Source organism: Segnochrobactrum spirostomi, assembly GCF_009600605.1.
Lineage (GTDB): Bacteria > Pseudomonadota > Alphaproteobacteria > Rhizobiales > Segnochrobactraceae > Segnochrobactrum > Segnochrobactrum spirostomi.
In genome coordinates, this window is the sequence record NZ_VWNA01000001.1 from 115,189 (window position 1) to 139,438 (window position 24,250).

Sequence of the window (24,250 nt, forward strand, 5' to 3'; positions counted from 1 at the left end):
CACTGCGGCCGATGTGCAATCACCAAACAGAGTATTCTCAACCGGCAGATATCAGAACTTTACTCATGAAAGCAGCAATATCATCTGTATTTGTGGATATCATCCTCTTCGCAACATTGAATGATCGCCGATCATTCATTGAGATTGATTCCACAAACTCGACAATTGTTTTATTATAATTTGCCTGTGAGATTTTGTAATCTACGTTAACTCTCTTTATATCGTAATTCGCAAATTTTATATCCGCATCGACTACTGACTTAAAGCTATTAGACATCCATTGATTGTTGTTTCCAGCAACTAACTTCACATCAAATCCGCATACTATCGTTGTATTTAAACCTGCAACGAACTTTGTATCTTGTATAAATGAGGCCTTCACCTCTCCTCCAATGCATAATTTTGACTGTATCCCAATATTTACAGCAAAATCGAGAGTCAGTCTTGTGCTGAAATTTATTCCTAACGTTGTGCTATGATAGTTTCCATAAGTTAGTGTATCGTAATCCCCGTATGTAGTAGACGAATGGCTTGCGCTTGAAATTTTTTTAAGATCTCCAGCTACCGTTAGTGTATAATGACCGTCAATATTCTCAGTGAGATCGCCGCCGGAACCATCTGCGCCGTCCTTGTTCGTCTTTATGGCAATATTTCCATAACACGTCAGATTGATATCTCCACGTGCGGTTTCATCGATCTTGCCACCGACATCGAGGCTGTAATCGCCGTTCTTGACGCTGTGCGTCGAAGACCCGCTCGTCGTCGTGGTCGAATAGCCGGTGCCATAGGTGTGCGTCGCGGTCCCGGCGACGTTCACGGCAAGCGCCTCGTTCGTGTAGAGCAACGCCCCGTCTTCCGGCGTTCCTCCGCTCGCCGACGTGCCATCGGCCATCGGCACGAGTGCCGTCTCGTCCGAAGGCACCGCCTGTCCGAGCCTGAGATAGGTGCCGGTGAACGAACGCCCTCCGACCTGCGCCGGCACGTCCACCCGAAAGAAGGGCGTTTCGGTGGGCGCGCCAGCCGGCTGCACCATACGATCATCGATCTCGAGCCGCACGTTGGCGGCGGTCTCGATGCGGTTCACCGTATGGTTCTTCTTGGTGACGGGATCTGGACGGGATGCGTTCGCTACCGCGCCGATCACGATCGGCCGGTCCGGATCGCCGTTCAGGTAGCTCACCACCACCTCGGTGTCCTTCACGAGGGGAAAGTGCATGCCGCTGGTGTTGGGGCCTAGATAGGGCTGTGACCGGCGAACGTACTCGCTCGAATCGCCGGCGCGGTACGGCCCGTCGTCGAAATCGAAGCGAACCTTGTAGCGACCCTTGTCATCTATCCAGCCGCGTGCCTTGTCGGCCTCCGTGGCATCGATCGTCGCGGTGACGAGACCGGGTATGCGCGGGCGCGGGGTTTTGCGCTCGGGGCGGAACGGCGTCTTGAACTCGATGCACTCGATCACGTTGGTGTACGGCTTCGCCGACCGCGCCTCGTGGCTGAAGGGTAGGGGGGCGAAGGCCGAAGGCGGCGGAACCGAGACGCTGTGCCGGGCAGACACGACGAGATATTGGACCGGCTTCGAATCGAACGGGTGGTGCGTCAGCGTGAAAACGGTGCCGGCCCGCAGATAGGGCACGTTGCTCTCGCCGATATAGATTGTGCCGCGACAGGCGAATTCCTCCGCGCGGATGGTCGCGAGCTTCTTGCCTTCTTCCTCGGTCGCGAAGTGGTCGCCGTATTCGATAACCTTGCCGAAGCTCGGGATCGTAACGGGCTTGCTGGTCGCTGCGAGCGTCGGCGTCGGCATCGTGTCGTTGTAGTCCCGCAGGCTGACTTGGCGAGACACCTGGCGGGAGACCGCCCGAAAGCGCGTCACGGCGTGGTCGCTCGCCCGGGAGGCGCCGCGCTTGCTGTTGAAGGCGACGGCGTCGGCGCCGTCGATGTCGATCTTCTTGCAAGCGTCATTCCTGTCGCCGAACACGACCGTCTCTGATTGGCCGTCGTGCTCGAAGAAGAAGAAGATGCCTTCGTGCTCGCATTGCCGCTGAACGAAGGCGAGATCGCTCTCGGCATATTGGACGATCTGGGAGCGGGCTTCGTATCGCCCGCGCAATCGCCGCTCATGGCGGATGCCGGAGGTGCCGGTCGCGTGGTTGAGCACGTCTTCGACGAGGTCGCTCACCGTGATCGGGTTCGCGGTGCCGTAGATCACGCTCTGTCGGTTGAGATCGAGCAGGCCGAGGCGCGGCGACAGAACCGCCTGATAGGCGAAATCGCCGCCGGAGGTCGCGTCGCCGGTCGAGAACTCGGTGACGATCCCGTGGACCGTGTGACGGTGTCCGTCCGCGTCGATCGTCAGCGTGGCCTTCTGGCCGAGCAGAACCGCGGGGTGGATGAGGACGTTGCAGAGGAAATCGACCTCGTAGCGGAACAGCTCGGAGATCCGTTCGTGTCCTTCGATCGCGGTGACATAGATATCGAGACCGTCCAGCGTGTGCGCCGAAAGACCAAGGCTAACATCGACTCGTCTACCAATCATCGCTCGCTCCCCAAAGCATCACGAAGCAACGGCGGACGTTGGGCCGCAACTATTGCATCGATGTGAAGGGAGACGGTGGCTTGGTACTCAAATTGGGTATCAATTCAGCTTATTGCGAGGATAGGAATTGCCGGCGCCCAAGAGACGGCGTGTCAGAGAGGCGAGCGGGGGCGGGGCAAAAGCGCTTCAGGGATGTAAGCGCGCGCCCTTGACGGCTTTGTCGACGTCCTTCTTCGCACCGCGGATCGCGAGGCCAACCAGGTCGGGTGCGTCGATGGGCTCGGCCCGGAAGGCCTCGCGGTTCGCTGCGTCGTACCCCGTCGAGAACATGGCTCTCACATAGGCGGCACGTGCGAGATCGCGCTCGAGCGCCTGGTCGCGGGCGCGCAGCAGAACCTCCGACGAGGCCGCAAAGACGAGGATCGGCTGGCCGAGCAGCGCCGCATAGGGGCGATCGGCGGCGTCGGCATAAGGTTCTCCCATGGCCTCGGGCGCAATGCCGGCGATTCCAGAGGCCAGGAAGGCGGTGACGTTCAGCTTCTGCCAGACCGGCAGATCTTCCAAAACCAGGATGGCGATCTTGGTATCGAACAAGGCGAACTCCACGGCGGCATGATCCACCGTTACATCATAACCGGTTCGTCCCGACGCATCACGCGGGCGGCACGCACGATCTGGTCACGACTCGTTCGCGTCTCATCCGGACGCGCGCGCCCTGATCTCTGCCGGGTCGAAGCCGCCGTCCCGCAGCTTCCGCTCCGCGCGGGAGCGGATGATCGCGAGCAGCGTCCGCAAAGCCCCGTCGTGGGCGCATTCGCGATCCATCTTGGTGTAGACCAGACCGAACTCCTGTTCGGTCCAGGTCTCAAGGGCCGCCAGATTGTGCTGGTGCTGGACCTCCAGCTTGTCGAGGGCGCGGGCGAACTTCGCTTCCGCCGTTTCGCCGTCCTCGTATTCGCGCCAAAGCCGCACCATGAGGTCGCCGGAGGCGGCGGGAAGCATCGCCCGGATCCGGGCGACCGCCGCGGTCTCATCTGCGAGCTTCGTGGCCTTGCGTGGGCTTTCCTCGAAGGAGGGAATGTCGCCGGTGATGGCTTCGGCGATGTCGTGCAGCGCGATCAGCGCGAGCGTGTGACCGAGGTCGACGGGATGCTCGAGATGCGGCGCCATCAGAACGGCTGCGACGGACATCAGCCAGGTGTGCTCGGCCACGCTCTCGTGGCGTCCGTTCGACAGCCAACTGTGGCGCATCTCAGTTTTCAAACGCTCGGCCAGCGTGAGCGTGTCGACGATGCGCTCGGCGTCGGCTCCGGTGAAAGGCGGATCTGGGGGGAGCCCATGCGTCATCGGCTGACGCTCGGACCGGCGGAACATGTCGGCATCGTTCGCGGCTCGCAGACCATTCCGGCCCTCTGCCCGCCCATCGATCGATATCGCATAATCTGGATTATGGAACTTATCCCCATACCGAGTGCCCCCCGCGTTGGCCGCCCCGCGTTCCAATCCCCCGGTGCGCTCAGCGTGGCGCGAACGGCACCAGCATCGGCACGCGGGCCGCATAAGCGTCGTAGGCCGCGGCCCCGAGCTCTGCGCGCAGCAGAGCTTCCTCGAGCCGCGCCTTCACCGTGAAGCCCGCGATCATCACCACGCCACCGACGATCGCCGGCAACGTCGCGCTCGCCGCGACCGAAGCCAGAAGTGCCAGGATGACGCCGGTATAGATCGGATGGCGCACCAGACCGTAAGGCCCGCTGTCGACGACGCGGTGATCCGCCTTGATGGTCACAGAGGCCGACCATAGCCGGCCGAGATGCAGTCGCGCCCACCAGCAGAAGGCAAAGCCGGCGAACGCGACGAGATCGATCACGGCCATCGCCGCCGGCGGCGTCGGCCATAGCCGCGGCACCCAGCCGGCGGCACCCGGCACGATGATGAGGAGCGCACCGACCACGAGAAGCGCGCGGTACCAGAGCGACGTCCGCAGGCTTTCGGTTCGCCGCGCGGCGCTCGACCAGCGTGCCGCGAACGTCCACGACACCACCCACGCGAGCCACATCAACGGTAGAAGAAAGGCCGGTATCATCCTGATCCTCCGCGCATTTCTGCCTGCGCCAAGTCGCCCGTGGCGAGCGGGCTCCGTCCGGTCCGATGCTCCGTTGGATCGATCGGACCCGCCGTCTAAACGCCGAAGAAGTCCTTCGCGTTGAAGGCCTTCACCCAGGAACGCTCGTCGGTAACGTCGGCGAACCACACGAACTCGTAGGACCAGCCGTCGCGGTCCTGGAACACGCGGTCGAGCTGGCCGCCGGACTTGAGGATGGCCACGATCTCGTCCCGCGAGATCCCGACCGGCCGGCGTTCACGCTTCGTCTCGGTCCGCGTCAGCAGTTCGGAATGGTCGCGCGCCATGACCATGCGGTCTTCGCCGCTCGGGATCCGATACAGGGCGACGCCGCGCATGCCGTATTGCAGGAAGTTGCGCAGACTGTAGACGTTCGCCGGGCCGACGATCGCCATGCCGAGCACGCGGCCGCGCGTGAGGCTGCCCCGAGCTCGCACTTCAATGAGGCGCTCCTGGAGCCGCCTGCCCCGCGCTTCCGGCAGCACGCACGAGGCGTCGCATTCGCCGATATAGCGCAAGTGCGACGGCGCGAAGCCGAGCTGCGCCGCGAGGCCTTCGCTGTCCTCATACGGAAAACGCACGCTGCTGTAGCCGACCAGACGCCCAGCGAGGAACGCGCCGAAGCACATGCCGTCCTCGTCGAAGACGTCGGCGATGTGGTCGTGGTCCCGCGCCCGGTAGAGGTCGTTGCAGTGGATTTCTTCGTAGACGCAATTGTGCATCTGGAAGACCGGCTCGAGGAAATCGGGGCCGAGTCGGCGGATAGTGATGTCGTCGGACGAGATCGACGTCTCAGGGATTGGCATGATGGCTTTGGTTATCGGTGGTGGCGAGAAAGGCCGGCCGTTTCCAGCTCGGCGAGGTAGGCCTGCATGAGGTCGGCGGTCTTCTCTCCGGCCTCGCGCAGATAGGACCACGTGTAGATGCCGGTCGAATGGCCGTCCGCGAACACGAGCCGCACGGCATAGCTGCCGACCGGCTCGATGCGGGTGATGGTGATGTCCGCCATGCCGGGCACGAGTTTGCGTTCCGCCGGGCTGTGGCCCTGCACCTCGGCAGACGGCGAGCGCACCCTGAGAAGCTCGGCGGGGATCTCGAAAGCCCGATTGTCGTCGAAGCCGACCACCAGCGTGCGCTTGTCCGCCTTCAGACGGATTTCGGTCGGCCAAGCCGACGTCGTCGATGCCGATTCCGTTGTCATCCGTGTCGTCTCCCGCGCTCGCACGCCGTGATCCCGCCAAAAGGATCGTGATCGGGCCGCGCGGCCCGGAGCGGGCCTCGCGCCTTGTCAGAGCGCCGTCAAAGGCCGATATCATTGCGGCACGCGGTTCGCCAGAGAGACGGACCCGGCGCGAGCGAAAGCGCATATCCGACGAGACCCTCGCTGAACAAGAGCCCGCCGAACAAGAGCCCGCTCGATGCTGCATCCGCCGACCCGACCCGCCTCTCCCGCCCTCGTCGATCCGTTCGGCCGGCGCATCTCCTATCTGCGGGTCTCGGTGACCGATCGATGCGATTTCCGCTGCCTCTATTGCATGGCGGAAGACATGACGTTCCTGCCGAAGCAGGAACTGCTCACCCTCGAAGAACTCGATCGGCTGTGCTCGGCCTTCGTCGGCGTCGGGGTGCGCAAGCTGCGCATCACCGGCGGCGAGCCGCTGGTGCGGCGGAACGTGATGAGCCTGTTTCGGGCGCTGTCGCGCCACCTCGCCTCCGGTGCGCTCGAGGAACTGACGCTGACCACCAACGGCTCGCAGCTCGGCAAATATGCGGCCGAGCTCGCCGACGTCGGCGTCCGCCGCATCAACGTTTCGCTCGACACCCTCGATCCGGACCGCTTCCGCCACTTGACCCGCCGGGGCGACCTCGCCGTCGTCCTCGCCGGAATCGAGGCGGCGGACAAGGCTGGAATTCACATCAAGATCAACGCGGTGGCGCTCAAAGATCAGAACGAGCACGAGATCCCGTCGCTGCTCGAATGGTGCCACGCCCACGGCTACGACCTGACCCTCATCGAGACGATGCCGCTCGGCGAGGTCGAGGCCGACCGGACCGAACATTATCTGCCGCTCGATCTCGTCCGCGCCCGCCTCGCCGAGCGCTATACGCTCACCGATCTGCCGCTGCGCACCGGCGGCCCGGCCCGCTACGTCTCGGTCGCCGAGACCGGAGGCCGGATCGGCTTCATCACGCCGATGACGCACAATTTCTGCGAGGCCTGCAATCGCGTGCGGGTGACCTGCACCGGCACGCTGTTCATGTGCCTCGGCCAAGAGGACGCCGCCGACCTGCGTGCGCCGCTCCGGGCGAGCGAAGGCGACGACCTGCTCCAGGCGGCCATCGCCGAGGCGATCGGGCGCAAGCCGAAGGGGCACGATTTCGTCATCGGCCGTGCCCGGGCGCCCGCCCTCGCCCGCCATATGTCGACGACCGGCGGCTAGCCCTCAAGCCGCCGCGTCTGCGTCTGCGGGCACCAGGATCGAAAGCTTCAGGTCGTCCCGCGCGGCGAGGTGGAAGGTCACCTGTCGGAAAGCGAGCGGCCCGCGCTCGGGATGGAGAAAGCGGCGCAAGCCCCCTTCCCGCGCATGCACCGCCTGTTCGTCCCACAGCCGTGCGAAAAGCGGGCTGTCGCGCCTGAGGCTCGCCACGAGGGCGGCGAAGCGCGGATCGTCCGGGTGGCGGCCGAAATCGGCGCGGAACTCCGCTACGACCCGGCGGACCCGATCTTCGAAGTCCGGGATGAGGCGACGAGCGGCCGGATCGAGAATCAGGAATCGCAGCAGGTTACGCTCGCTTGCTGACGCATCGAGCCAACCGCGGAAGAGGTTCGCGGCGGCTGTGTTCCAGGCGAGCGCGGTGGCGGTCGCGTCGAGCACATAAGCCGGGGCGGCGATGGTCTCGACCGCGGCACGCACCTCGCCGGCGAGCCCGTCAGGCCCCGCCGCGCCGTCGCCGTCCGGATCGCGCTTGCCGGCGAGATCGAACAGATAGGTGCGCTCGGCCCGGGTCAGGCGCAGAACGATCGCGAGCCGTGCCAGCGCATGGGGCGAGATCGAAACGTCCCGGCCCTGCTCCATCCAGGTGAACCAGGTGGCGCTGATGCCAGCGAGGTGCGCGACCTCCTCACGACGCAGGCCGGGCGTGCGCCGCCGCGCTCCCGCGGGCAGGCCGGCCATTTCCGGCGTGATGCGGGCCCGATGCGCCCGCAGGAAGGCGCCGAGCTCGGCGCGCGGCGCAGCGGTTGGAGGTGTTGCGGGCGGGGCGTTCGTCATGGCATCTCGGATACCAGGATAAACGTTCATCTTGTACCAGTTTTAAATCGGCGCCTTTCTGTGCGGGCTCGATCGCCACAAGGAGCCGCGAGCAGACCCAAGCCCGATCGACCGGGCCCCGAAACGATGCCGGGCGACCGGCGCACAGAAGGTACGTGACCATGACAGCCCAGGCCTCGGCGCAGGCCGAAAACCACTCGGCGCAGGCCGAAACCTCCGACGCCGTTCCCCACCCCGCAAACGCTGCGAGCGCCCCGCGCACTCTCGCGGCGCTGGTCGATTCCCAGTTCGGTCCCCAGGCCGCCGCCTACGTGACGAGCCTCGTCCATTCCCGCGGCACGGATCTCGATCAGTTCGCGGCGATCGTCCGCGATCTGCCGGCGAAGACGGTGCTCGATCTCGGCTGCGGCGGCGGCCACATGAGCTTTGCCGCCGCGCCCCACGTGCGCGACGAGGTGGTCGCCTACGATCTCTCCCGCGAGATGCTGGCGGCGGTGGCGGCCGAGGCGGCGCGGCGGGGTCTCACCAACATCCGCACCGAGGCGGGGCGCGCCGAGAGCCTGCCCTTTGCGGACGCCAGCTTCTGCGTCGTCGCGACCCGCATGAGCGCCCACCATTGGGGCGATCTCGACGCGGCGCTCGCCGAGGCGCGCCGGGTGACCAAGCGCGGTGGCCGCGGCGTCTTCATCGATGTCTGTTCGCCGGGAGTCCCGTTGCTCGACACCTTCCTGCAGGCGATGGAGCTCCTGCGCGATCCCTCGCACGTCCGCAATTATTCCATCGACGAGTGGATCCGCGCGGTGACGAAGGCGGGCTTCGCCGCCGGCAAGGTGACGCCGCGGCGGCTCCGGATCGAGTTCGCGCCGTGGATCGCGCGCATCCGCACCCCGGCGCTCCATGCCGAGGCGATCCGTTCGCTCCAGGCCGCCGTCCCCGAGGAGGTGAAGTCCTATTTCGCCTTCGAGGCCGACGGCACCTTCACCTTCGACACGATGACGCTCGAGGCGGTCGCCGTCTGACGGCGACCATCATACGCGCCGGCGTTCGCGTCTCACTCGATGACGATCGCCGGCGCCTTGCGGCCGTGGCCGCGGGCATGCTCGACCTCGGCCCAGGCGGCGCGGGCGACGGCGCGGAACGCCGCAGCATGCGGACCGTCGGGCTCGGCGGCGACGATCGGCGTTCCGGCGTCCGAGCGCTCGCGGATCGGCATCGCCAGCGGAATTTCGCCGAGGAAGGGCACGCCCAGCCGCGTCGCCTCGTCCCGCGCGCCGCCGTGGCCGAAGATATCGGAGCGGCCGCCGCAGTGCGGGCAGATGAAGGTGCTCATGTTCTCGACGATGCCGAGCACCGGCACCTCGACCTTCTGGAACATCGCGAGGCCCTTGCGGGCGTCGAGCAGCGCCAGATCCTGCGGCGTCGAGACAATCACCGCGCCGGTGATCGGGACCTGCTGGGCGAGGCTCAACTGCACGTCGCCGGTGCCGGGCGGCATGTCGATGATCAGCACGTCCAGCGTGCCCCAGGCCACGTCGATCAGCATCTGGCGCAGCGCCGAGACCACCATCGGCCCGCGCCAGATCATCGGCGTGCCCTCCTCGATGAGGAAGCCGATCGACATGGCTTTGAGCCCGTGAGCGACGAGCGGCACCAGCGTGCGGCCGTTGACGACCTCCGGCCGGCCGCTGAGACCGAGCAGCTTCGGCACCGAGGGACCGTAGATGTCCGCATCGAGGATGCCGACCCGCTTGCCCTCGGCCTGAAGCGCCAGCGCGAGGTTTACCGCGGTCGTCGACTTGCCGACGCCGCCCTTGCCCGAGGCGACGGCGATCAGCGCGCCGACGCCCGGCACGCCGGCCTTCGGCGCCGGACCGGCGGGCTGCTGCGCGCCACCCTGCGGACCATGGCTGTGGCCGGGGCCGTGGGCATGGGAATGGCCCGGCCCATGAGAGTGGGCGGCGGCGGGCCGCGGCGCGGCGCCCGGGCCGCGTTCGGCGGTCAGCGCCACCATGGCCCGCTCGACGCCGGGAATCGCCAGCACCGTCCGCTCGGCGGCGAGGCGCAGCGGCTCGAGATCGCGCGCGCGGTCGGCCGGAACGGTGATGGAAAAGGCGACCCGGCCATCGGAGACGAAGACGTCCGACACGAGCCCGAGCGAAATGAGGTCGCCGTGCCCGTCCGGGCCGGGGATCGTCTTCAGGCGGGCGATGACCGCCTCTTTGCTCACGTCAGCCACGTCACTCTCCAGGTTCAGCGGCGTCAACCTAGTGTGCCCGCGCCATCTTTCAATCCGGGCGGTGTGGATTGCGCTCGCGGGATCGACAGCGACCGCGTAGTGGGCGACATATGCGCCTCCCCGCGGGCGTCCCGCGCCACCTCCATCGAGCAACCCTGCGATGATCCCGGCCCCCTCACCCGATGAAGGACGCTGCCCGTGACGATCGCTGGGCTGGTGCTCGCGGGTGGGCTGTCGCGCCGCATGGGCCGCGACAAGGCGTCGATCGTGCTCGGCGGCGAAACGCTTGCGGCGCGCGGGCTGCGCCGACTGCGTCCCCAGGTCGATCTCCTCGCGCTCAACGCCAACGGCCCGGAGGGCGCATTCGGAGAACTCGGCGTGCCGGTCCTCAAAGATCATCATGCCGGCTTCCAGGGCCCGCTCGCGGGCATCGCTGCGGGCCTCGCGTGGGCACGCACAGCCGGCGCTGCGCAGCTCGCCACCGTGCCGGTCGATTCGCCGTTCGTACCGGAGGACTTCGTGGCCCGCCTCACGGCCGCGGCGCCGGCGGACCGAATCGCGGTCGCCCGTACGGTGACGGGCCGGCACCCGGTCGCGGCCTTGATCCCGACCGCGCTCGCGGCAGATTTGGAACGCTGGCTCGCGGCGAATGAGACCCGCCGCGTCAATGCCTGGCTCGGCACGCATCCGATCGTGGAGGTCGATTTCCCGCCACTGGTGATCGAGGGGGAGGACATCGATCCGTTCATCAACCTGAACACACCCGCCGATCTCGCCGTGGCCGAGCGGCTCGCAGCGATCCGGTGATTCGGGAAATCCTCGTCAGATCATTCGACTGAGCGGGATTTCTCGAGCGGGATGTAACCGAGCGGCAGGGCCGTCGTGTACTTGATCTGCTCCATCGCGAAGGTGGTGCTGACGTCGGAAATCTCGATCTTCGAGATCAGCTTCTTATAGAACGTGTCATAGGCCGCGATGTCCGGCACCACCACCCGGAGGAGATAATCCACCGAGCCGGCCATGCGATAGAATTCAACGACTTCCGGGAATTCCTGAATGACTTGCGCGAAGCGTGCGAGCCAGTCCTGGGAGTGCTGGCTGGTGACGATCGCGACGAAGGCAGTGACAGGCGCGTTGACCTTCACCGGGTCGAGCAGCGCGACGCGCCCGGTGATGACCCGATCTTCCTCGAGCTTTTGGATGCGGCGCCAGCAGGGCGTGGTCGACAGTCCGACACGGCGGGCGATCTCCGCCACGGGAACCGTGCTGTCCTCCTGGAGGATGGAGAGGATTTTGCGGTCGGTACGATCGATCATGGGGCGCCCGGAGAATGAATTTCTAATTTCATAGCGAGATCACGTGAAAATAGGAAATACATAGATATAATAGACTATGCAAGGGGAATAAGGCTCCTCCCGCTCCGGCTTAAAATCCGGCGAGGAGACGCGCAACGGTTGCGCGCAGATCGGGCAAGAGCTCGGTTTCGAACCAGGGGTGCCGCTTCAGCCAGCCGCTGTTGCGCCAGGAGGGATGCGGCAGCGGGAAGACCTGCGGTCGCCCCGGCCGCGCCAGGATCGCGCGCCAATCGGCGACCGTGCTCGTGACGTTGGTGGCGCTGCGGCCGATGTGGAAGCGCTGGGCGTAGCCGCCGACGGCGACGATCAATTCGAGCTGCGGCATGGCCGCGAAGACGCGCGCCTGCCAGAGCGGTGCGCATTCCGGCCGCGGCGGCAGATCGGACCCCGCCGCGTCGAGGCCGGGAAAGCAGAACCCCATCGGCACGATGGCGATGCGGCGGGTGTCGTAGAAGGTCTCCGAATCGACGCCGAGCCATGCCCGGAGCCGGTCGCCGGACGGATCGGTGAACGGCGTGCCGCTCGCATGGACGCGGGTGCCCGGCGCCTGACCCACGATGCAGATCCGCGCCGTCGTCGAAGGCCGCAGAACCGGCCGCGGCTCATGCGGCAGCGGCGCTCCGCGCGGCGCGACGGCGCAGACGCGGCAGGCCGTGATATCCCGCACCAAGTCCGCCAGCGCGCCGTCGGGATCGCCGGCCGGCGCGGGGACCTCGAGGGGGAGACGAAGACGGTGGTCATGCCAGCGATGTAGGCGTCGCCGCGCCGGTTGCCAGCGCAGCGACGCGGAAAGTCCGCAGCATGAGCGCGGGGATCAGCCTCAATGCACCCCGCGCTCGGACACGCCGGCGGAGGAGAACGTCGCCATGCCGGCATGGATGCGCACGGCCGACTTCACGATGCCGGCGGCGAGGGCCGCGCCGGTCCCCTCCCCGAGCCTCAGCCCGAGATCGAGCAGCGGCTTCACCCCGAGCCGCTCCAGCACGCGGCGGTGGCCCGGCTCGACGGAGAGATGGCTGAACAGGCAATGGTCGATGGCGTGGGGATCGATGGCGTGCAGCGCCGCCGCCGCCGCGGTCGTCACGTAGCCGTCGACGATCACCGGAATGCGCTGATGGCGCGCGGCGAGGATGGCGCCCGCCATCGCCGCGATCTCGCGGCCGCCGACGTGGCGCAGCACCTCGAGGCCGTCGCGCTCGCCGTCGAGCCGGGCGACCGCCGCCTCGACGGCGGCCCGCTTGCGGGCGAGGCCCTCGTCGTCGACCCCGGTGCCGCGGCCGACCCAATCCTCGGCGCTGCCGCCATAGAGCGCATAATGGACGGCGGCGGCGACGGTCGTGTTGGCGATGCCCATCTCACCGAGGCAGAGGAGATCGATGCCCCCCGAGATCGCCTCCATGCCGAAGGCGACGGTGGCGACGAAGCCGGTGCGGTCGAAGGCGTCCGCCACCGTGATGTCCGGCGTCGGCACGTCGAGGGCGAGCTCGAACACCTTGAGGCTGATGTCCTCGGCGATGCAGATCTGGTTGATCGCCGCCCCGCCCGCCGCGAAGTTCGCCACCATCTGCTTCGTCACCGAGGCCGGATAGGCCGAGACGCCCCGTTCGGCGACGCCGTGATTGGCGGCGAACACGGCGACGAGGGGATGGTGGATCGCCGGCGGGGTGCGGCCCTGCCAGGCCGCCAGCCATTCGACGATCTCCTCGAGCCGGCCGAGGGAGCCCGCCGGCTTGGTGAGCTCGGCGTCGCGCGCCCGCGCCGCCGCGACCGCGCCGCGGTCCGGCCCCGGCGCCCCGCGGATCAAAGCGCGCAGGTCGTCGAGCGGATCGGCGGACGGGATCGGGTCGGACATCGGAGAACCTCGGAGACAAAGGGGCGATGCGGGGCGCTCGGCGCCCCACCGCGGGGCGGCATCCATAGCCCGAAATCCGCAGGCGGGCCATGCCCGCGGCGCCCGCCGCCGGCCGGACTTGCGTGTCCGCCCCACCGATAGCATTTGGCAGCGGAGGGCGGACCGGGCGATAAAGGCGGGGCGCTTCATAAAGGCGGGCGATCATCAGGCGGACGGGGTCTTGAGCGACAGCGATTCTCATCCGACAGCGATGGCGCGGCGGCGCATCGCCGAACTCGCGGGCGCGATGCGCTTCTTCTCGCGCCTGCCGGTGCCCCATATCGTCGCCGAGGACGATCCCGCCGCGCCGCCGTCGATGGCCCGCATGGCCTGGGCGGTGCCGGTCGCCGGCGCGCTCGTCGCGCTGCCGGGCGCCGTGGTGCTGTGGATCGGCCACGCCCTCGCCCTCCCCGGCCTGCTCGCCGGGGCGCTTGCCGTGCTCGCCCTCGTCGCGACCACCGGCGCGCTCCACGAGGACGGCCTCTCCGACACCCTCGACGGCTTCGGCGGCGGCCGCACGCGGGAACGCAAGCTCGAGATCATGCGCGACAGCCGCATCGGCGCCTATGGCGCGGCCGGGCTCGTGCTCTCGATCCTGATCCGCACCATCTCGCTCGCCGCCTTGGTCGACGCCGCCGGGCCGTGGACGGCGATCGCGGGCCTGCTCGGCGGCCAATCGCTCTCCCGCCTCGCCGCGATCGGCGTGATGGCGTTGCTGCCGCCGGCCCGGCCGGGCGGCCTCTCCGCCAGCGCCGGCCGTCCCTCCGGCGGCGATTTCGCCAACGCCATCCTGGTCGCCGCCCTGATGGCGCTCCTCATCCTCGGCCCCGCCTTCGGGCTGCTGGCGCCGCTGATCGGCCTCGTCATCGCGGTCGCCGTCACCCTCGGTATCGCCGGCCTCGCCGAACGGGAGATCGGCGGACAGACCGGCGACGTCGCCGGCGCCACCCAGCAGGCGGCCGAGATCGCGCTCCTCGTCACCTTCGTGGCAGCGCGGTGAACCTGGGAATTTCGCATCGAATCATGGATCTAGCCGACGACCTTGCGATCCCTTCGAGCCCCTGCCGCCGGCTCTGCCGGCTCGACGAGGGCCGTGGCGTCTGCGTCGGCTGCGGCCGCACGCTCGCCGAGATCGCCGCTTGGGCACGCTTGAGCGAGCGGGAGCGGCGGACGATCATGGCGGGCCTTGCCGCCCGCCTTGCCGGGCCGTCCGACCGCGCCGCGGACGCGCCACCACCCCCGTCGCGGGAGCACGCCGCATGAAGGGCCGCGCGCCGTTCCGCTTGATCGTCGCCGCCATCCTGGGCCTCATCTGCCTCGGCGCCGTCGTCGCTTTCTTCGTCGGCGGCGGCCCGCCCGCCGCGGACGGCGGGCTGCCGTTCGTCTCGATGGACCGGCGCTGGCCGAGCGCAGTCGCGCTGATCGCGCTCCTCGCCGTCTTCCTCGTCACGGCGATGGGACCGGGCCGCCGGCTCGGCCGCAGCCTGCGCGATCTCCTCACTTGGGTCGCGATCGGCCTCTTCCTGGTGGTTCTCTACGGCTTCCGCTCCGAGCTCGGTTTCGTCGCCCAGCGCACCCTCGCGGTGCTGGTGCCGGGCATGGCGGTGACCGATCCGATCTCGGGCAAAGTCTCGATCGCCCGCGGCGCCGGCGGTCATTTCGTCGCCGACGGTAGCGTCGACGGCACGCCGATCACCTTCGTCGTCGACACCGGCGCGAGCGCCGTCGTCCTCACCGCGCGCGACGCCGCCGCGGCCGGGCTCGACGTCGACGCCCTGCGCTACGACCAGCCGGTAATGACGGCGAACGGCGAGGCCCGCGCGGCGGCGGTCGTCCTCGACACGGTCTCGATCGGGGGCATCACGGAGAAGGCGGTGCCGGCGCTCGTCGCCCGCGCCGGGGCGGTCGAGACGAGCCTGCTCGGCCTCACCTTCCTCAACCGGCTAGGCGGCTACGCCGTCTCCGGCGACGAACTCACCCTCACCCCGCGCTGAGAGGGCGGCGAGCGCGGCGCGGATCACCTCCGTGCCGGCCCCCGGCTTGTGGGATTCGACGGTGAGGATCTGCCGCCAGCGCCGCGCGCCGGGCCGGCCGGCGAAGAGGCCGAGGATGTGGCGCGTCATCGCCTGGAGCGGCACGCCCTCGCCGAGCCTCGCCTCGGCATAGGCGAGGAAGTCCTCCACCGCCGCGAAAACGTCGGTGTCCGCCTCGGCGCCGTAGAAGCGGCGGTCGACGGCGGCGAGCAGCCCCGGATTCTGATAGGCCGCGCGACCGAGCATCACGCCGTCGAGTTCGGCGGCGAGCGCCTCCGCCGTGTCGAGATCGGCGATGCCGCCGTTGATGCCGATGAAGAGATCGGGCCGCCGCGCCTTGAGCCGGCGCACCCGGTCATAATCGAGCGGCGGGATGGTGCGGTTCTCCTTGGGGCTCAGCCCCTTGAGCCAGGCTTTTCGAGCATGGACCCAGACCGCGTCGGTGCCGGCGGCCGCGACCGCCTCGACGAGCGCATCGAGCGCCGCTTCCGGGTCCTGGTCGTCGATGCCGATCCGGCACTTGACGGTCACCGGCACCTCGACCGCCGCCTTCATCGCCGCGACGCAGTCGGCGACGAGGGCGGGCTCGGCCATCAGGCAGGCGCCGAAGCGGCCGTCCTGCACCCGGTCGGAGGGGCAGCCGCAATTGAGGTTGATCTCGTCGTAGCCCCAATCCGCCGCGATCCGCGCGGCCTCGGCCAGCGCCTTCGGCTCGCTGCCGCCGAGCTGCAGTGCGACCGGATGCTCGCTCTGCGAAAAGCCGAGCAGCCTCTCCCGCGGCCCATGAATGACCGCCTGGGCCGTGACCATCTCCGTATAGAGCAGCGCCCGACGCGTCAGCAGCCGGTGGAACACCCGGCAATGCCGGTCCGTCCACTCCATCATCGGCGCGACGGAAAATCGGTGCGCGGGGTAAGGCATGGCCGCTGAAAGTCTCTCGGTGGGGGATCGCGGTGCGGCGACATCCCTTAGACGGCGCCACCGATGCTCGTCGAGGCGCCCCTTCAATCCATCCGGCAGAGCCGGAACAAAAAAGGCGGCGCCGGAGCGCCGCCCTTATCTGGTGCGATCGAGCGCTTGTTAACCGCCGGACCACGATCTCTGTTCGAATAAAAATAAGCGAGGCGCCGCTGCCGTCAAGAGCGTCGTAGCCGAGCGCGATCGTCGATACGCGGTGACGCCTAGGGCATTGCCCGAAACAGACGGGTCGCCCTAACCTCCCATAAGGGGAGGCTCCATGATGCTACGACTTTACCGCGAAACCTGTCGTTTCGCCCTCGATGTCGGAACCCACTCGATCGGCTGGTGCGTGCTGCGGCTCGGCCGGAACGGCGAGCCCGACCAGATCCTCGGCCTCGGCACGCGCGTCTTTTCCGATGGGCGGGAGGCGAAGTCGAACGCGTCCCTCGCCATCGCGCGGCGCGCCGCGCGCGCCATGAGGCGACGGCGCGATCGCTTTCTGCGCCGCCGCGGGGCCCTGATCCGCGCGCTCAGCGAGGCGGGCCTTTTCCCGTCTGATCCCGCCGACCGAAAGGCGCTCGAAAAACTCGACCCTTACGGCCTGCGGGCGAAAGCCTTGGACGGCCCCCTCGCCCCGCACGAGATCGGTCGCGCCTTCTTCCACCTCAACCAGCGCCGCGGCTTCCGGTCCAACCGCAAGACCGACCGGCGGGACGACCAGGAGGCCGGCAAGATCGCCGTCGGCGTCGACCGGCTGCGCGCCGCCATTGCCGAGAGCGGCGCGCACCCTCGGCGAATTCCTGCATTGGCGCCGCCAGACGGCGCCCGATCCGGCGCGGCCCGAGAAGCACGCGCCCGTCGCGAGCGTGCGCACCCGGCTCCGCCCCGCAACCGCCGACGGCGGGCGCGGCGCCGAATACGAGTTCTATCCGAGCCGCGATCTCATCGAGGACGAATTTCAGCACCTCTTCGAGGCCCAGGCGGCCTATCACCCGGAGCTGATGACCGAGGCGGTGCGGGAAAAGCTGCACGAGATCGTATTCTTTCAGCGCCCCTTGCGTGCGCCGCCGGTCGGGCGATGCACGCTCGAGCCGAGCGAGGAGCGTCTCCCCAAGGCACACCCCCTGTTCCAACGCCGTCGGCTTTTCGAGGACGTCAATGCGCTGCGGGTCATCGCCCCGGACGGCTTCGTGCGCCCCCTCGACCGCGCGGAGCGCGATCTCGCCGTCCTGAAGCTTCAGGACAAGCGGAAGGTCTCGTTCGAGTCGCTGCGCAAGAGCCTGTGGCTGGCGCCCGGCACACGCTTTCGCCAGGAGAGCCAAAGTCGCACCGACATCGCCGGCGATGTGATTCGGGCCCAGTTTGCGGACAAGAAGCGGTTTGGCCCCCGGTGGACGACCCTCTCGCCGGACACCCAATGGGCGATCATCGCGCGGCTGCGCGACGAAGAGGACGAGGAAACCCTCATCGCCTGGCTCGTCGACGCCTGGGCGCTCACCGTGGATCAGGCCAAGGCCGTGGCCCGTATCGAGCTCCCCGTCGGCTTCGGCCGCTTCGGCCCGACGGCGACGACGGCTCTGATCGAGGAGCTCGAGGCCGACGTCGTCGTCTACAGCGAGGCCGCAGCGAGGGCGGGCTACCACCACAGCGATTTCCGCTCAGACGACGGCGCCGTCCGCGGTGATGGAGAGCCGCCCGCCCTGCCCTATTACGGCGTGCCCCTGGCGCGTCACATCATGCCCGGCACCGGCGACCCGGCGGACGCGGAGGATGTCCGCATCGGCCGCGTCACCAACCCGACCGTCCACATCGCCCTCAACCAGATCCGGCGAGTGATCAACCGGCTGATCCGCAGCTTCGGCCTGCCGAAGGACATCGCCGTCGAACTCGCCCGCGATCTCAAATTCACCGAGGAGCGGAAGCGCGAGATCAACGCCGAGAACGACCGCAACCGCCGGGCCGCCGAACGGCGCTCCGAAAAGCTCCGCGAGCTCGGCCAGCCGGACACCGGCGCCAACCGGGCGATGCTGAAATTGTGGGAAGAGCTCGGCGGCGGCGACGTGATCGACCGGCGCTGCGTCTATTCGGGCCGGCAGATCTCGGCAAGCATGCTGTTCGACGGCTCGGTGGAGGTCGATCACATCCTGCCGTTCTCGGCGACGCTCGACGATTCCAAGGACAATCTGGTGCTCGTCCTGCGCGAGGCGAACCGGCTCAAGCGCAAACGCTCGCCCTATGAAGCCCGGCACGACCTCGAGGCCCACTTCGGACCGGACGCCTCGTGGGACGCGATCGCCGCGCGCGCCGCGAAATTGCCGCCGGGCAAACGCCGCCGCTTCGAGCCCGACGCGCTGGAGACGTTCGAGGCGGAAGGCGGGTTCGCGGCGCGCCAACTCGTCGACACCCAATATATCTCGCGCCTTGCGGCGGAATATCTCGGCACCCTCTATCCCGAGAGAGGGGAAGGATCGAACCATGTCTGGGTTCTGCCGGGGCGTCTCACGGAGTTGATCCGCCGCAAGCTCGGTCTCAACGGCCTGCTTCCCGACGACAATATCGGCGGCGGCGCCTTGCAGGAAAAGAACCGGCTGGACCACCGGCATCACGCCATCGACGCCTTCGTGATCGGGATCACCGACCGCGCCATGCTGAACCGGATCGCCCGGGACAGCGGCCGCGACGGCGCCGAGGGCCGCGAACGGGTCATCGTATCGGACCCGTGGCCCGGCTTCCGCGAGGACCTTTCCTCAGCCCTCGCGCGCACGATCGCCAGCCACCGCCCCGACCACGGCACGACCTCCAAGGCCGGCTTGCCGAACGGGCGCGATCAGACCGCGGGCCGGCTGCACAACGATACCGCTTACGGCCTCACCGGTCGCGTCCGCGACAACGGTGTCCCGATCGTCGTCCATCGCATTCCGATCACCAGCATCGAGCCGTCGCACCTCGGCGACGATCCCGATCGGGGCGTTTGCGATCCGGACCTCCGCGAGGCCTTGCGCGCCTTCACGCTGGAGACCGACCCTAAAGCCTTCCCCGAGAGGCTGCGCCGCTTCGGCGAGTTGGGGCCGCTGCAGTTCCACGGCATCCGCCGGGTCCGGATCGTCGAGCCGCTGAAGGTCATCCCGATCCGCGACCGCGAGGGGCGGCCCTACAAGGCCTACAAGGGGGACAGCAACGATCGCTATGACGTGTGGGAGGGACCGGACGGACGCTGGCAGGCGGAAGCGGTCTCGATGTTCGAGGCGCACCAGCCGGGCCGGGTTTCGCCGGTCCGCGCCGCCTGCCCGACCGCCCGAAAGGTGCTTTCGCTCCACCGCGACGACATCGTGGCTCTCGAGATCGACGGTGAGCGGCGGCTCTACCGGGTGGTGAAGTTCTCCGACAAGCAGATCACCCTCGCCCCGCCCAACGAAGGCGGCCGGCTCAAGGCGCGTGACGGCGATCCGAACGATCCGTTCCGCTACCTCTACGTCTCCGCCTCGTCACTGAAGGCGTCCAAGGCGCGGCAGGTGCGGGTGGACGAACTCGGGCGCGTGCTCGATCCCGGCTTCCCCGCACGCAAGACGAAGCGGCGAACGAGACGTTGAGGCGGCTGTGGAGCGGATCGTCGACATCGCCACCGACGGGCGGCACCTGTCGGTCCATCGCGGGTTCCTCGTCGTCTCGGAAGGGCGGCAGGAGGTCGGCCGCGTCGCGCTCGACGATGTCGCAGCCGTCATCGTCCACGCCCACGGCGTCACCTGGACGACGAACCTCGTCGTGGCGCTCGCCGAGCGCGGATCCGTCCTCGTCGTATGCGGGGCGAACCACGCCCCGGTCGCGATCTGCCTGCCGATCGAGGGGCACCACGCTCAGAACGCCCATTACCGGGCGCAATGGGAGGCCGGACGCCCGCTTTCGAAGCAGCTCTGGCGACGCGTCGTCATCGCCAAGATTCAATGGCAGGCCGCCGTGCTCGAAGCCCACGGCCGGGATGCGGCGGCGTTCGGCATGCTGGTACGCCGGGTCGGATCAGGCGACCCGGAGAATGTCGAAGCCCAGGCAGCACGGCGCTATTGGCCGCTCCTCATGGGGAGCGCGTTCAGGCGCGATCGCGCGGCAGAAGGCCTCAACGGCCTGCTGAACTACGGCTATACGATCCTTCGAGCCATGGTCTCGCGCGCGATCGTGGCGGCGGGTCTTCACCCGTCGATCGGTATCCACCACGCCAATCGCGGAAACGCATTCGCGCTCGCCGACGATCTCGTCGAGCCGTTCCGGCCTCTGGTCGATTCGCTTTCGTTGCGGTTGGCCGAGCGCGGAATCGTCGCCCTCACGCCCGACGCGAAGCGCGCTTTCGCCGGCCTTACCGCCCTCGACCTGCCGTCCGAGCGCGGCACGACCCCGGTTTACGTCGCCGCCCAGAGGCTCGCCCAATCCCTTGCCGACTGTTTCGAGAGCGGTCGGGCAGCCGATCTCGCGCTGCCGGCCACCCCGTCGCCCCTGGAACTCGCCGGGTTGGACGCCTTGTTGATCGATCCACCCCCCTTGGAGCGGACGACATGAAAGGCGACCGAGCATGAGGGCCGAGAAGAGGGCGGGCTCTCGGCGGGAGATCACGGCCGACACCGCGATACCGACGCAACTCAGCGGATACCGTCTGATGTGGATCTTCGTGATGTTCGATCTTCCGGTGGACACCCAGGCGCATCAGCGCGCCGCGACGAAGTTCCGCGAATTTCTCTTGGATCAAGGCTTCGAAAAGAGCCAGTTCTCCGTGTACGCTCGCTTCTGCAACGGCAAGGAGCAGTTCGAGACATATATCAGGCGGGTCGGGGCGAACCTTCCCGAACAAGGAGAGGTTCACGTTCTGAGCTTCACGGACCGGCAATATGAAAACATCATCCGTTTTTCAGGCCAGCGCAGGCGCAAAGCGCTGCTTTCACAACGCGTTACGCCACGATCGAGGATAGCCGTTCAGAGATCGTGGTCCAGCGGCAACGTAGTCCCGACCTACAACGTGCTCGTGAAGAGGATAGCCGTTCAGAGATCGTGGTCCAGCGGCAACGGCGCTGGGGCTCAACGATGGCGACAAGGCAGGATAGCCGTTCAGAGATCGTGGTCCAGCGGCAACTGCGTGGCTCTATCGGTTCTGCATCGATCAAGGATAGCCGTTCAGAGATCGTGGTCCAGCGGCAACCGCTCGTCGCCGGCCTGCGATCGCCCTATCAGGATAGCCGTTCAGAGATCGTGGTCCAGCGGCAACAAGCGTCGGGCGGTCATCGAGATTGGCGAAAGGATAGCCGTTCAGAGATCGTGGTCCAGCGCAGCGTGAGCGACGCCGCGAAAGGATGCGCGTCTCGATCCTTTTCCCCGCCCCTCCCTGCGCGCTAGTCTCGCCGCCTTCGGTGAGGAGTGAGCGATGATTCCGGGCAGGCAAATCGGGCGGCTGATCGAGATCATGGCGCGGCTGCGCGATCCGCAGACCGGGTGCCCCTGGGATGTCGAGCAGGACTTCGCCTCGATCGCCCCCTACACCGTCGAAGAGGCCCACGAGGTCGCCGAGGCGATCGCGCGCGGCGACATGGACGACCTCAAGGACGAGCTCGGCGATCTCCTGCTCCAGGTCGTCTTCCACGCCCGCATGGCCGAGGAAGCCGGTCTGTTCGAATTCGGCGACGTGGTCGAGGCGATCACGGCGAAGATGATCCGCCGCCACCCGCACGTGTTCGGCTCGTCGGAGGCCCGCAGCCCCGAGCTCGCCCAGGTTCAGTGGGTGGCGATCAAGGCGGAGGAAAAGGCGCTGCGCGCCGCCCGCCGCGCGGCCCGCGGGTTGCCGGCGGAGCCGAACGGCGGCGTGCTCGCCGGGGTGCCGCCCTCCCTGCCCGCTCTGTCGTCGGCGGTGAAGCTCCAGGAGAAGGCCGCGACCGTCGGCTTCGACTGGAACGACCCGCGCCTCGTCCTCGCCAAGATCCGCGAGGAATGCGACGAGCTCGAAGCCGAACTCGACCGCGCCGACCGTGCCGCCGCCGCGGCGGAGCTCGGCGATCTCCTGTTCGCCGTCGCCAACCTCGCCCGGCACCTCAAGACCGATCCCGAAGCGGCGCTGCGCGGTACGAACCAGAAATTCCGCGACCGCTTCGCCTTCATCGAGGCCGCGCTCGCCGCGCAAGGGCGTCATCCGAAGGACGCCGGCTTGGACGAGATGGAAGCGCTCTGGCAGCGCGCCAAGACGGAGCGGAAGGCCGACGCGGTGGCGGAGGCGCCGCTCGGCGGGTCTTCAGCCCGCGCGGCCGAATAAGACGTCGCCGAGCACGGCGACGAGCGCCTCGGGGACATCGTCCTGCACGAGGTGCCCGGCCTCCGGCACGGCCACGAAGTGCCGCGCCCCGAGACGCCGGGCGAGCGTCCGCCCCTGCGCGACGGGGAGCCAACCGTCCTCGGCGCCCCAGACGACGGTCGCCGGGCAGCGGATCCGATCGAGCAGCGGCTCGAACGCGGCGGTGTGGGACGCATCCATCTGCGCGATCTGACGGTAAAAGGCGGCCTGCCCCGTCGGCCCCGTCCACGGCGCCGTGTAGAGCGCGAGCGCGTCCGGCGAAAGTGGCCGATGGGCCGCGCCGGCCAGATAGGCGCCGAGCACCCCGTCGTGGATCGCCGCCGGCAGTCCGGCGAACGCCGCCGCGTGATCGCGGACATGGGCGACGAACGGCGAGCCCCAGGGAGACAGGGCGACGGCGTCGATCAGCGTGAGCGACCGGAATTGTACGCCGTGAAGGAGATGCGCCCGCAGGCTCGCGGCGCCGCCGAAATCGTGGGCCACCACATCGGGCGCCTCGAGCTGCCAATGCGCGACCAGCGCCGCGACGAGGCGCCCCTGCGCGGCGATCGAGACGTCCTGCCCCTCGCCCTTCTCGGACGCTCCGTAACCTGCGAGGTCGAAGACGTGGACCCGCCGATGCGTCGTGAACCACGGCGCGATGCGACGCCACACCGCGGACGAGAACGGCGTGCCGTGGACGAGCACGAGCGGCGGCCCCGAACCCGCTGCGCCCCAGGCGATCGATCGTCCCTCGAACGCGAAGCGTTCCGTCAGCGCCGGCATGGCGGTCATCGTCGTATAACCCCTATTCTTACAATAGGCGGTTATGTGACATTCGTTACCGCAACCTGTAAAGTGACGTTCACAGGTTAATCGGGCGAATGGGGCGTGGAGCCGGCGATGGAACACGGGCAGTCGGCGGACGGGCGGACGTGGCGGGGGCTCGCCTTCATCGGCGGGGATGCCGCGCTCGATTTCACCAACACCGTCGCCGGCATCACCAAGGCGCGGGACGACGAGGCCCTGACCGACTTCGACGCCTTCGCCGGTTGGGCGGAGGCGGCCGGCATCCTGGATGCGAACGAGGCGGCGTTGGCGCGCGCGGAAGCGGCGGCGGCGCCGGGGCCGGCGGTGATCGCGCTGACCCGCGCCCGGTCCGCGCGCGAGGCGCTGCACCGCCTGTTCGGCCGGCTCGCGGCCGGCGGCGTGCCGACACTGGCCGATCGCGGCGCGTTCGAGACCGAGGCCCAGGAGGCGCGCCGCGCCGGCCGGCTCGCGGTCGATGTCGGGCGGCGATCGGTCCGGTGGGAGGTGAAGGTCGAGGCGGCGCCGCTCGATGCGGTGCGCCACCGGGTGGCGCTCGCCGCCGAGGCCCTGCTCGTCGGGCCGGAACTCGCCCGCGTCCGGGAATGCGAGAGCTGTTCGTGGCTGTTCGTCGACCGCTCGAAGAGCGGCCGGCGCCGCTGGTGTTCGATGGCGGCGTGCGGCAACCGCGCCAAGGCGCGGCGCCATCATCAGCGGGCGGCGGGGCTCTAGAGGCC

23 protein-coding genes, 2 pseudogenes and 1 CRISPR repeat array are annotated in these 24,250 nt (G+C 68.1%); of the genes and pseudogenes, 12 read left to right on the plus strand and 13 right to left on the minus strand.

All coding sequences use genetic code 11. From position 1 onward, the window contains the following. Positions 1-37: 37 nt before the first annotated feature. The 6 genes from F0357_RS00605 to F0357_RS00630 all read right to left on the minus strand — a co-directional run bounded on the left by F0357_RS00605 (position 38) and on the right by F0357_RS00630 (position 5,859). Positions 38-2,536, minus strand: coding sequence for a type VI secretion system Vgr family protein (locus tag F0357_RS00605; RefSeq protein WP_153477610.1), 2,499 nt, complete (start codon positions 2,534-2,536; stop codon positions 38-40). A 186-nt stretch (positions 2,537-2,722) separates the two neighbouring features. After that, positions 2,723-3,130, minus strand: a complete 408-nt coding sequence (locus F0357_RS00610) for a DUF2000 family protein (RefSeq protein WP_153477612.1) — start codon at positions 3,128-3,130, stop codon at positions 2,723-2,725. A 102-nt stretch (positions 3,131-3,232) separates the two neighbouring features. Continuing rightward, positions 3,233-4,039, minus strand: a complete 807-nt coding sequence (locus F0357_RS00615) for an HD domain-containing protein (RefSeq protein WP_208948145.1) — start codon at positions 4,037-4,039, stop codon at positions 3,233-3,235. Positions 4,040-4,052: 13 nt separating this feature from the next. Then, positions 4,053-4,619 (minus strand): methyltransferase family protein, encoded by a 567-nt coding sequence (locus tag F0357_RS00620; RefSeq protein ID WP_153477616.1) that lies wholly within the window; start codon positions 4,617-4,619, stop codon positions 4,053-4,055. Between the two features lie 95 nt (positions 4,620-4,714). Further along, a complete protein-coding gene (locus F0357_RS00625) occupies positions 4,715-5,464 on the minus strand; it encodes a hypothetical protein (RefSeq protein ID WP_153477618.1) in 750 nt (249 codons plus the stop codon). Between the two features lie 11 nt (positions 5,465-5,475). Further along, on the minus strand, positions 5,476-5,859 hold the full coding sequence (locus F0357_RS00630; RefSeq protein ID WP_153477620.1) for a gamma-butyrobetaine hydroxylase family protein: 384 nt from the start codon (positions 5,857-5,859) through the stop codon (positions 5,476-5,478). A 217-nt stretch (positions 5,860-6,076) separates the two neighbouring features. On the opposite strand from F0357_RS00630, the gene moaA reads away from it, so the two are divergent. Next, positions 6,077-7,099: a GTP 3',8-cyclase MoaA gene (gene moaA / locus F0357_RS00635; protein WP_153477622.1), complete on the plus strand. Its 1,023-nt coding sequence runs from the start codon at positions 6,077-6,079 to the stop codon at positions 7,097-7,099. A 3-nt stretch (positions 7,100-7,102) separates the two neighbouring features. On the opposite strand, the gene F0357_RS00640 is transcribed toward moaA, so the two are convergent. Then, the gene (locus F0357_RS00640) at positions 7,103-7,930 is read right to left on the minus strand and encodes a helix-turn-helix transcriptional regulator (RefSeq protein WP_153477624.1); all 828 of its coding nucleotides are present in this window, start codon (positions 7,928-7,930) and stop codon (positions 7,103-7,105) included. A gap of 161 nt (positions 7,931-8,091) precedes the next feature. Between F0357_RS00640 and F0357_RS00645 the strand changes: the two genes are divergently transcribed. Beyond that, positions 8,092-8,949 (plus strand): class I SAM-dependent methyltransferase, encoded by an 858-nt coding sequence (locus F0357_RS00645; RefSeq protein WP_153477626.1) that lies wholly within the window; start codon positions 8,092-8,094, stop codon positions 8,947-8,949. Between the two features lie 32 nt (positions 8,950-8,981). On the opposite strand, the gene apbC is transcribed toward F0357_RS00645, so the two are convergent. Then, on the minus strand, positions 8,982-10,166 hold the full coding sequence (gene apbC / locus F0357_RS00650) for an iron-sulfur cluster carrier protein ApbC (RefSeq protein ID WP_312861393.1): 1,185 nt from the start codon (positions 10,164-10,166) through the stop codon (positions 8,982-8,984). 198 nt (positions 10,167-10,364) lie between these two features. On the opposite strand from apbC, the gene mobA reads away from it, so the two are divergent. Next, positions 10,365-10,973, plus strand: coding sequence for a molybdenum cofactor guanylyltransferase MobA (gene mobA, locus F0357_RS00655; protein WP_312861394.1), 609 nt, complete (start codon positions 10,365-10,367; stop codon positions 10,971-10,973). Positions 10,974-10,993: 20 nt separating this feature from the next. Here mobA and F0357_RS00660 read toward each other — a convergent pair whose 3' ends face one another. The 3 genes from F0357_RS00660 to cobT all read right to left on the minus strand — a co-directional run bounded on the left by F0357_RS00660 (position 10,994) and on the right by cobT (position 13,373). Continuing rightward, a complete protein-coding gene (locus F0357_RS00660) occupies positions 10,994-11,479 on the minus strand; it encodes an Lrp/AsnC family transcriptional regulator (RefSeq protein ID WP_312861663.1) in 486 nt (161 codons plus the stop codon). 112 nt (positions 11,480-11,591) lie between these two features. Further along, positions 11,592-12,200, minus strand: coding sequence for a uracil-DNA glycosylase family protein (locus F0357_RS00665; protein ID WP_153477632.1), 609 nt, complete (start codon positions 12,198-12,200; stop codon positions 11,592-11,594). 141 nt (positions 12,201-12,341) lie between these two features. After that, positions 12,342-13,373 (minus strand): nicotinate-nucleotide--dimethylbenzimidazole phosphoribosyltransferase, encoded by a 1,032-nt coding sequence (gene cobT, locus F0357_RS00670; RefSeq protein WP_153477635.1) that lies wholly within the window; start codon positions 13,371-13,373, stop codon positions 12,342-12,344. Between the two features lie 220 nt (positions 13,374-13,593). On the opposite strand from cobT, the gene F0357_RS00675 reads away from it, so the two are divergent. From F0357_RS00675 to F0357_RS00685, 3 genes are read left to right on the plus strand one after another with little or no spacing between them, the layout of a single operon-like run. Further along, on the plus strand, positions 13,594-14,412 hold the full coding sequence (locus F0357_RS00675) for an adenosylcobinamide-GDP ribazoletransferase (RefSeq protein ID WP_246161282.1): 819 nt from the start codon (positions 13,594-13,596) through the stop codon (positions 14,410-14,412). A 23-nt stretch (positions 14,413-14,435) separates the two neighbouring features. Then, positions 14,436-14,675 carry a DUF1289 domain-containing protein gene (locus tag F0357_RS00680; RefSeq protein ID WP_153477637.1) on the plus strand — a complete coding sequence of 80 codons (240 nt, stop codon included), beginning with the start codon at positions 14,436-14,438 and terminating at the stop codon, positions 14,673-14,675. Further along, complete coding sequence (locus F0357_RS00685) at positions 14,672-15,406, plus strand: retropepsin-like aspartic protease family protein (RefSeq protein WP_153477639.1); 735 nt, start codon at positions 14,672-14,674, stop codon at positions 15,404-15,406. Before F0357_RS00680 ends, F0357_RS00685 begins: the two co-directional genes overlap by 4 nt. Here F0357_RS00685 and dusA read toward each other — a convergent pair. Continuing rightward, positions 15,356-16,366, minus strand: a complete 1,011-nt coding sequence (dusA, locus tag F0357_RS00690) for a tRNA dihydrouridine(20/20a) synthase DusA (protein WP_153477641.1) — start codon at positions 16,364-16,366, stop codon at positions 15,356-15,358. The genes F0357_RS00685 and dusA overlap by 51 nt on opposite strands. 319 nt (positions 16,367-16,685) lie before the next feature. On the opposite strand from dusA, the pseudogene cas9 (F0357_RS25395) reads away from it, so the two are divergent. The 5 genes and pseudogenes from cas9 (F0357_RS25395) to mazG form a co-directional block, all read left to right on the plus strand. Continuing rightward, positions 16,686-17,123: pseudogene (gene cas9, locus F0357_RS25395) on the plus strand (type II CRISPR RNA-guided endonuclease Cas9); the annotation flags it as partial. 49 nt (positions 17,124-17,172) lie between these two features. Then, positions 17,173-19,995 carry a type II CRISPR RNA-guided endonuclease Cas9 gene (cas9, locus tag F0357_RS00695; RefSeq protein WP_208948147.1) on the plus strand — a complete coding sequence of 941 codons (2,823 nt, stop codon included), beginning with the start codon at positions 17,173-17,175 and terminating at the stop codon, positions 19,993-19,995. Between the two features lie 7 nt (positions 19,996-20,002). Further along, positions 20,003-20,953 (plus strand): type II CRISPR-associated endonuclease Cas1, encoded by a 951-nt coding sequence (cas1, locus tag F0357_RS00700; RefSeq protein ID WP_312861395.1) that lies wholly within the window; start codon positions 20,003-20,005, stop codon positions 20,951-20,953. A gap of 97 nt (positions 20,954-21,050) precedes the next feature. Next, a pseudogene (gene cas2, locus F0357_RS00705) lies at positions 21,051-21,308 on the plus strand (CRISPR-associated endonuclease Cas2); the annotation flags it as partial. Positions 21,309-21,353: 45 nt separating this feature from the next. Then, positions 21,354-21,719: a CRISPR direct-repeat array (repeat unit 36 nt; unit sequence AGGATAGCCGTTCAGAGATCGTGGTCCAGCGGCAAC). Between the two features lie 90 nt (positions 21,720-21,809). Next, positions 21,810-22,688, plus strand: coding sequence for a nucleoside triphosphate pyrophosphohydrolase (mazG, locus tag F0357_RS00710; RefSeq protein ID WP_153477643.1), 879 nt, complete (start codon positions 21,810-21,812; stop codon positions 22,686-22,688). Here mazG and F0357_RS00715 read toward each other — a convergent pair. Next, positions 22,668-23,501: an alpha/beta fold hydrolase gene (locus tag F0357_RS00715; RefSeq protein ID WP_153477646.1), complete on the minus strand. Its 834-nt coding sequence runs from the start codon at positions 23,499-23,501 to the stop codon at positions 22,668-22,670. The two genes, mazG and F0357_RS00715, sit on opposite strands and share 21 nt — an antisense overlap. Positions 23,502-23,609: 108 nt before the next feature. Here F0357_RS00715 and F0357_RS00720 point away from each other — a divergent pair, with 108 nt between their 5' ends. Further along, the gene (locus F0357_RS00720) at positions 23,610-24,245 is read left to right on the plus strand and encodes a CGNR zinc finger domain-containing protein (protein ID WP_153477648.1); all 636 of its coding nucleotides are present in this window, start codon (positions 23,610-23,612) and stop codon (positions 24,243-24,245) included. The last annotated feature ends 5 nt before the right edge of the window (positions 24,246-24,250 follow it).

Coding starts and splice junctions, on each gene's coding strand:
- F0357_RS00625 (WP_153477618.1), bottom strand. CDS start 5,464: ATGCCAATCCCTGAGACGTCGATCTCGTCCGACGACATCACTATCCGC.
- F0357_RS00640 (WP_153477624.1), bottom strand. CDS start 7,930: ATGACGAACGCCCCGCCCGCAACACCTCCAACCGCTGCGCCGCGCGCC.
- F0357_RS00620 (WP_153477616.1), bottom strand. CDS start 4,619: ATGATACCGGCCTTTCTTCTACCGTTGATGTGGCTCGCGTGGGTGGTG.
- F0357_RS00685 (WP_153477639.1), top strand. CDS start 14,672: ATGAAGGGCCGCGCGCCGTTCCGCTTGATCGTCGCCGCCATCCTGGGC.
- dusA (WP_153477641.1), bottom strand. CDS start 16,366: ATGCCTTACCCCGCGCACCGATTTTCCGTCGCGCCGATGATGGAGTGG.
- F0357_RS00680 (WP_153477637.1), top strand. CDS start 14,436: ATGGATCTAGCCGACGACCTTGCGATCCCTTCGAGCCCCTGCCGCCGG.
- F0357_RS00645 (WP_153477626.1), top strand. CDS start 8,092: ATGACAGCCCAGGCCTCGGCGCAGGCCGAAAACCACTCGGCGCAGGCC.
- F0357_RS00605 (WP_153477610.1), bottom strand. CDS start 2,536: ATGATTGGTAGACGAGTCGATGTTAGCCTTGGTCTTTCGGCGCACACG.
- F0357_RS00715 (WP_153477646.1), bottom strand. CDS start 23,501: ATGACCGCCATGCCGGCGCTGACGGAACGCTTCGCGTTCGAGGGACGA.
- mazG (WP_153477643.1), top strand. CDS start 21,810: ATGATTCCGGGCAGGCAAATCGGGCGGCTGATCGAGATCATGGCGCGG.
- cobT (WP_153477635.1), bottom strand. CDS start 13,373: ATGTCCGACCCGATCCCGTCCGCCGATCCGCTCGACGACCTGCGCGCT.
- F0357_RS00720 (WP_153477648.1), top strand. CDS start 23,610: ATGGAACACGGGCAGTCGGCGGACGGGCGGACGTGGCGGGGGCTCGCC.
- F0357_RS00630 (WP_153477620.1), bottom strand. CDS start 5,859: ATGACAACGGAATCGGCATCGACGACGTCGGCTTGGCCGACCGAAATC.
- moaA (WP_153477622.1), top strand. CDS start 6,077: ATGCTGCATCCGCCGACCCGACCCGCCTCTCCCGCCCTCGTCGATCCG.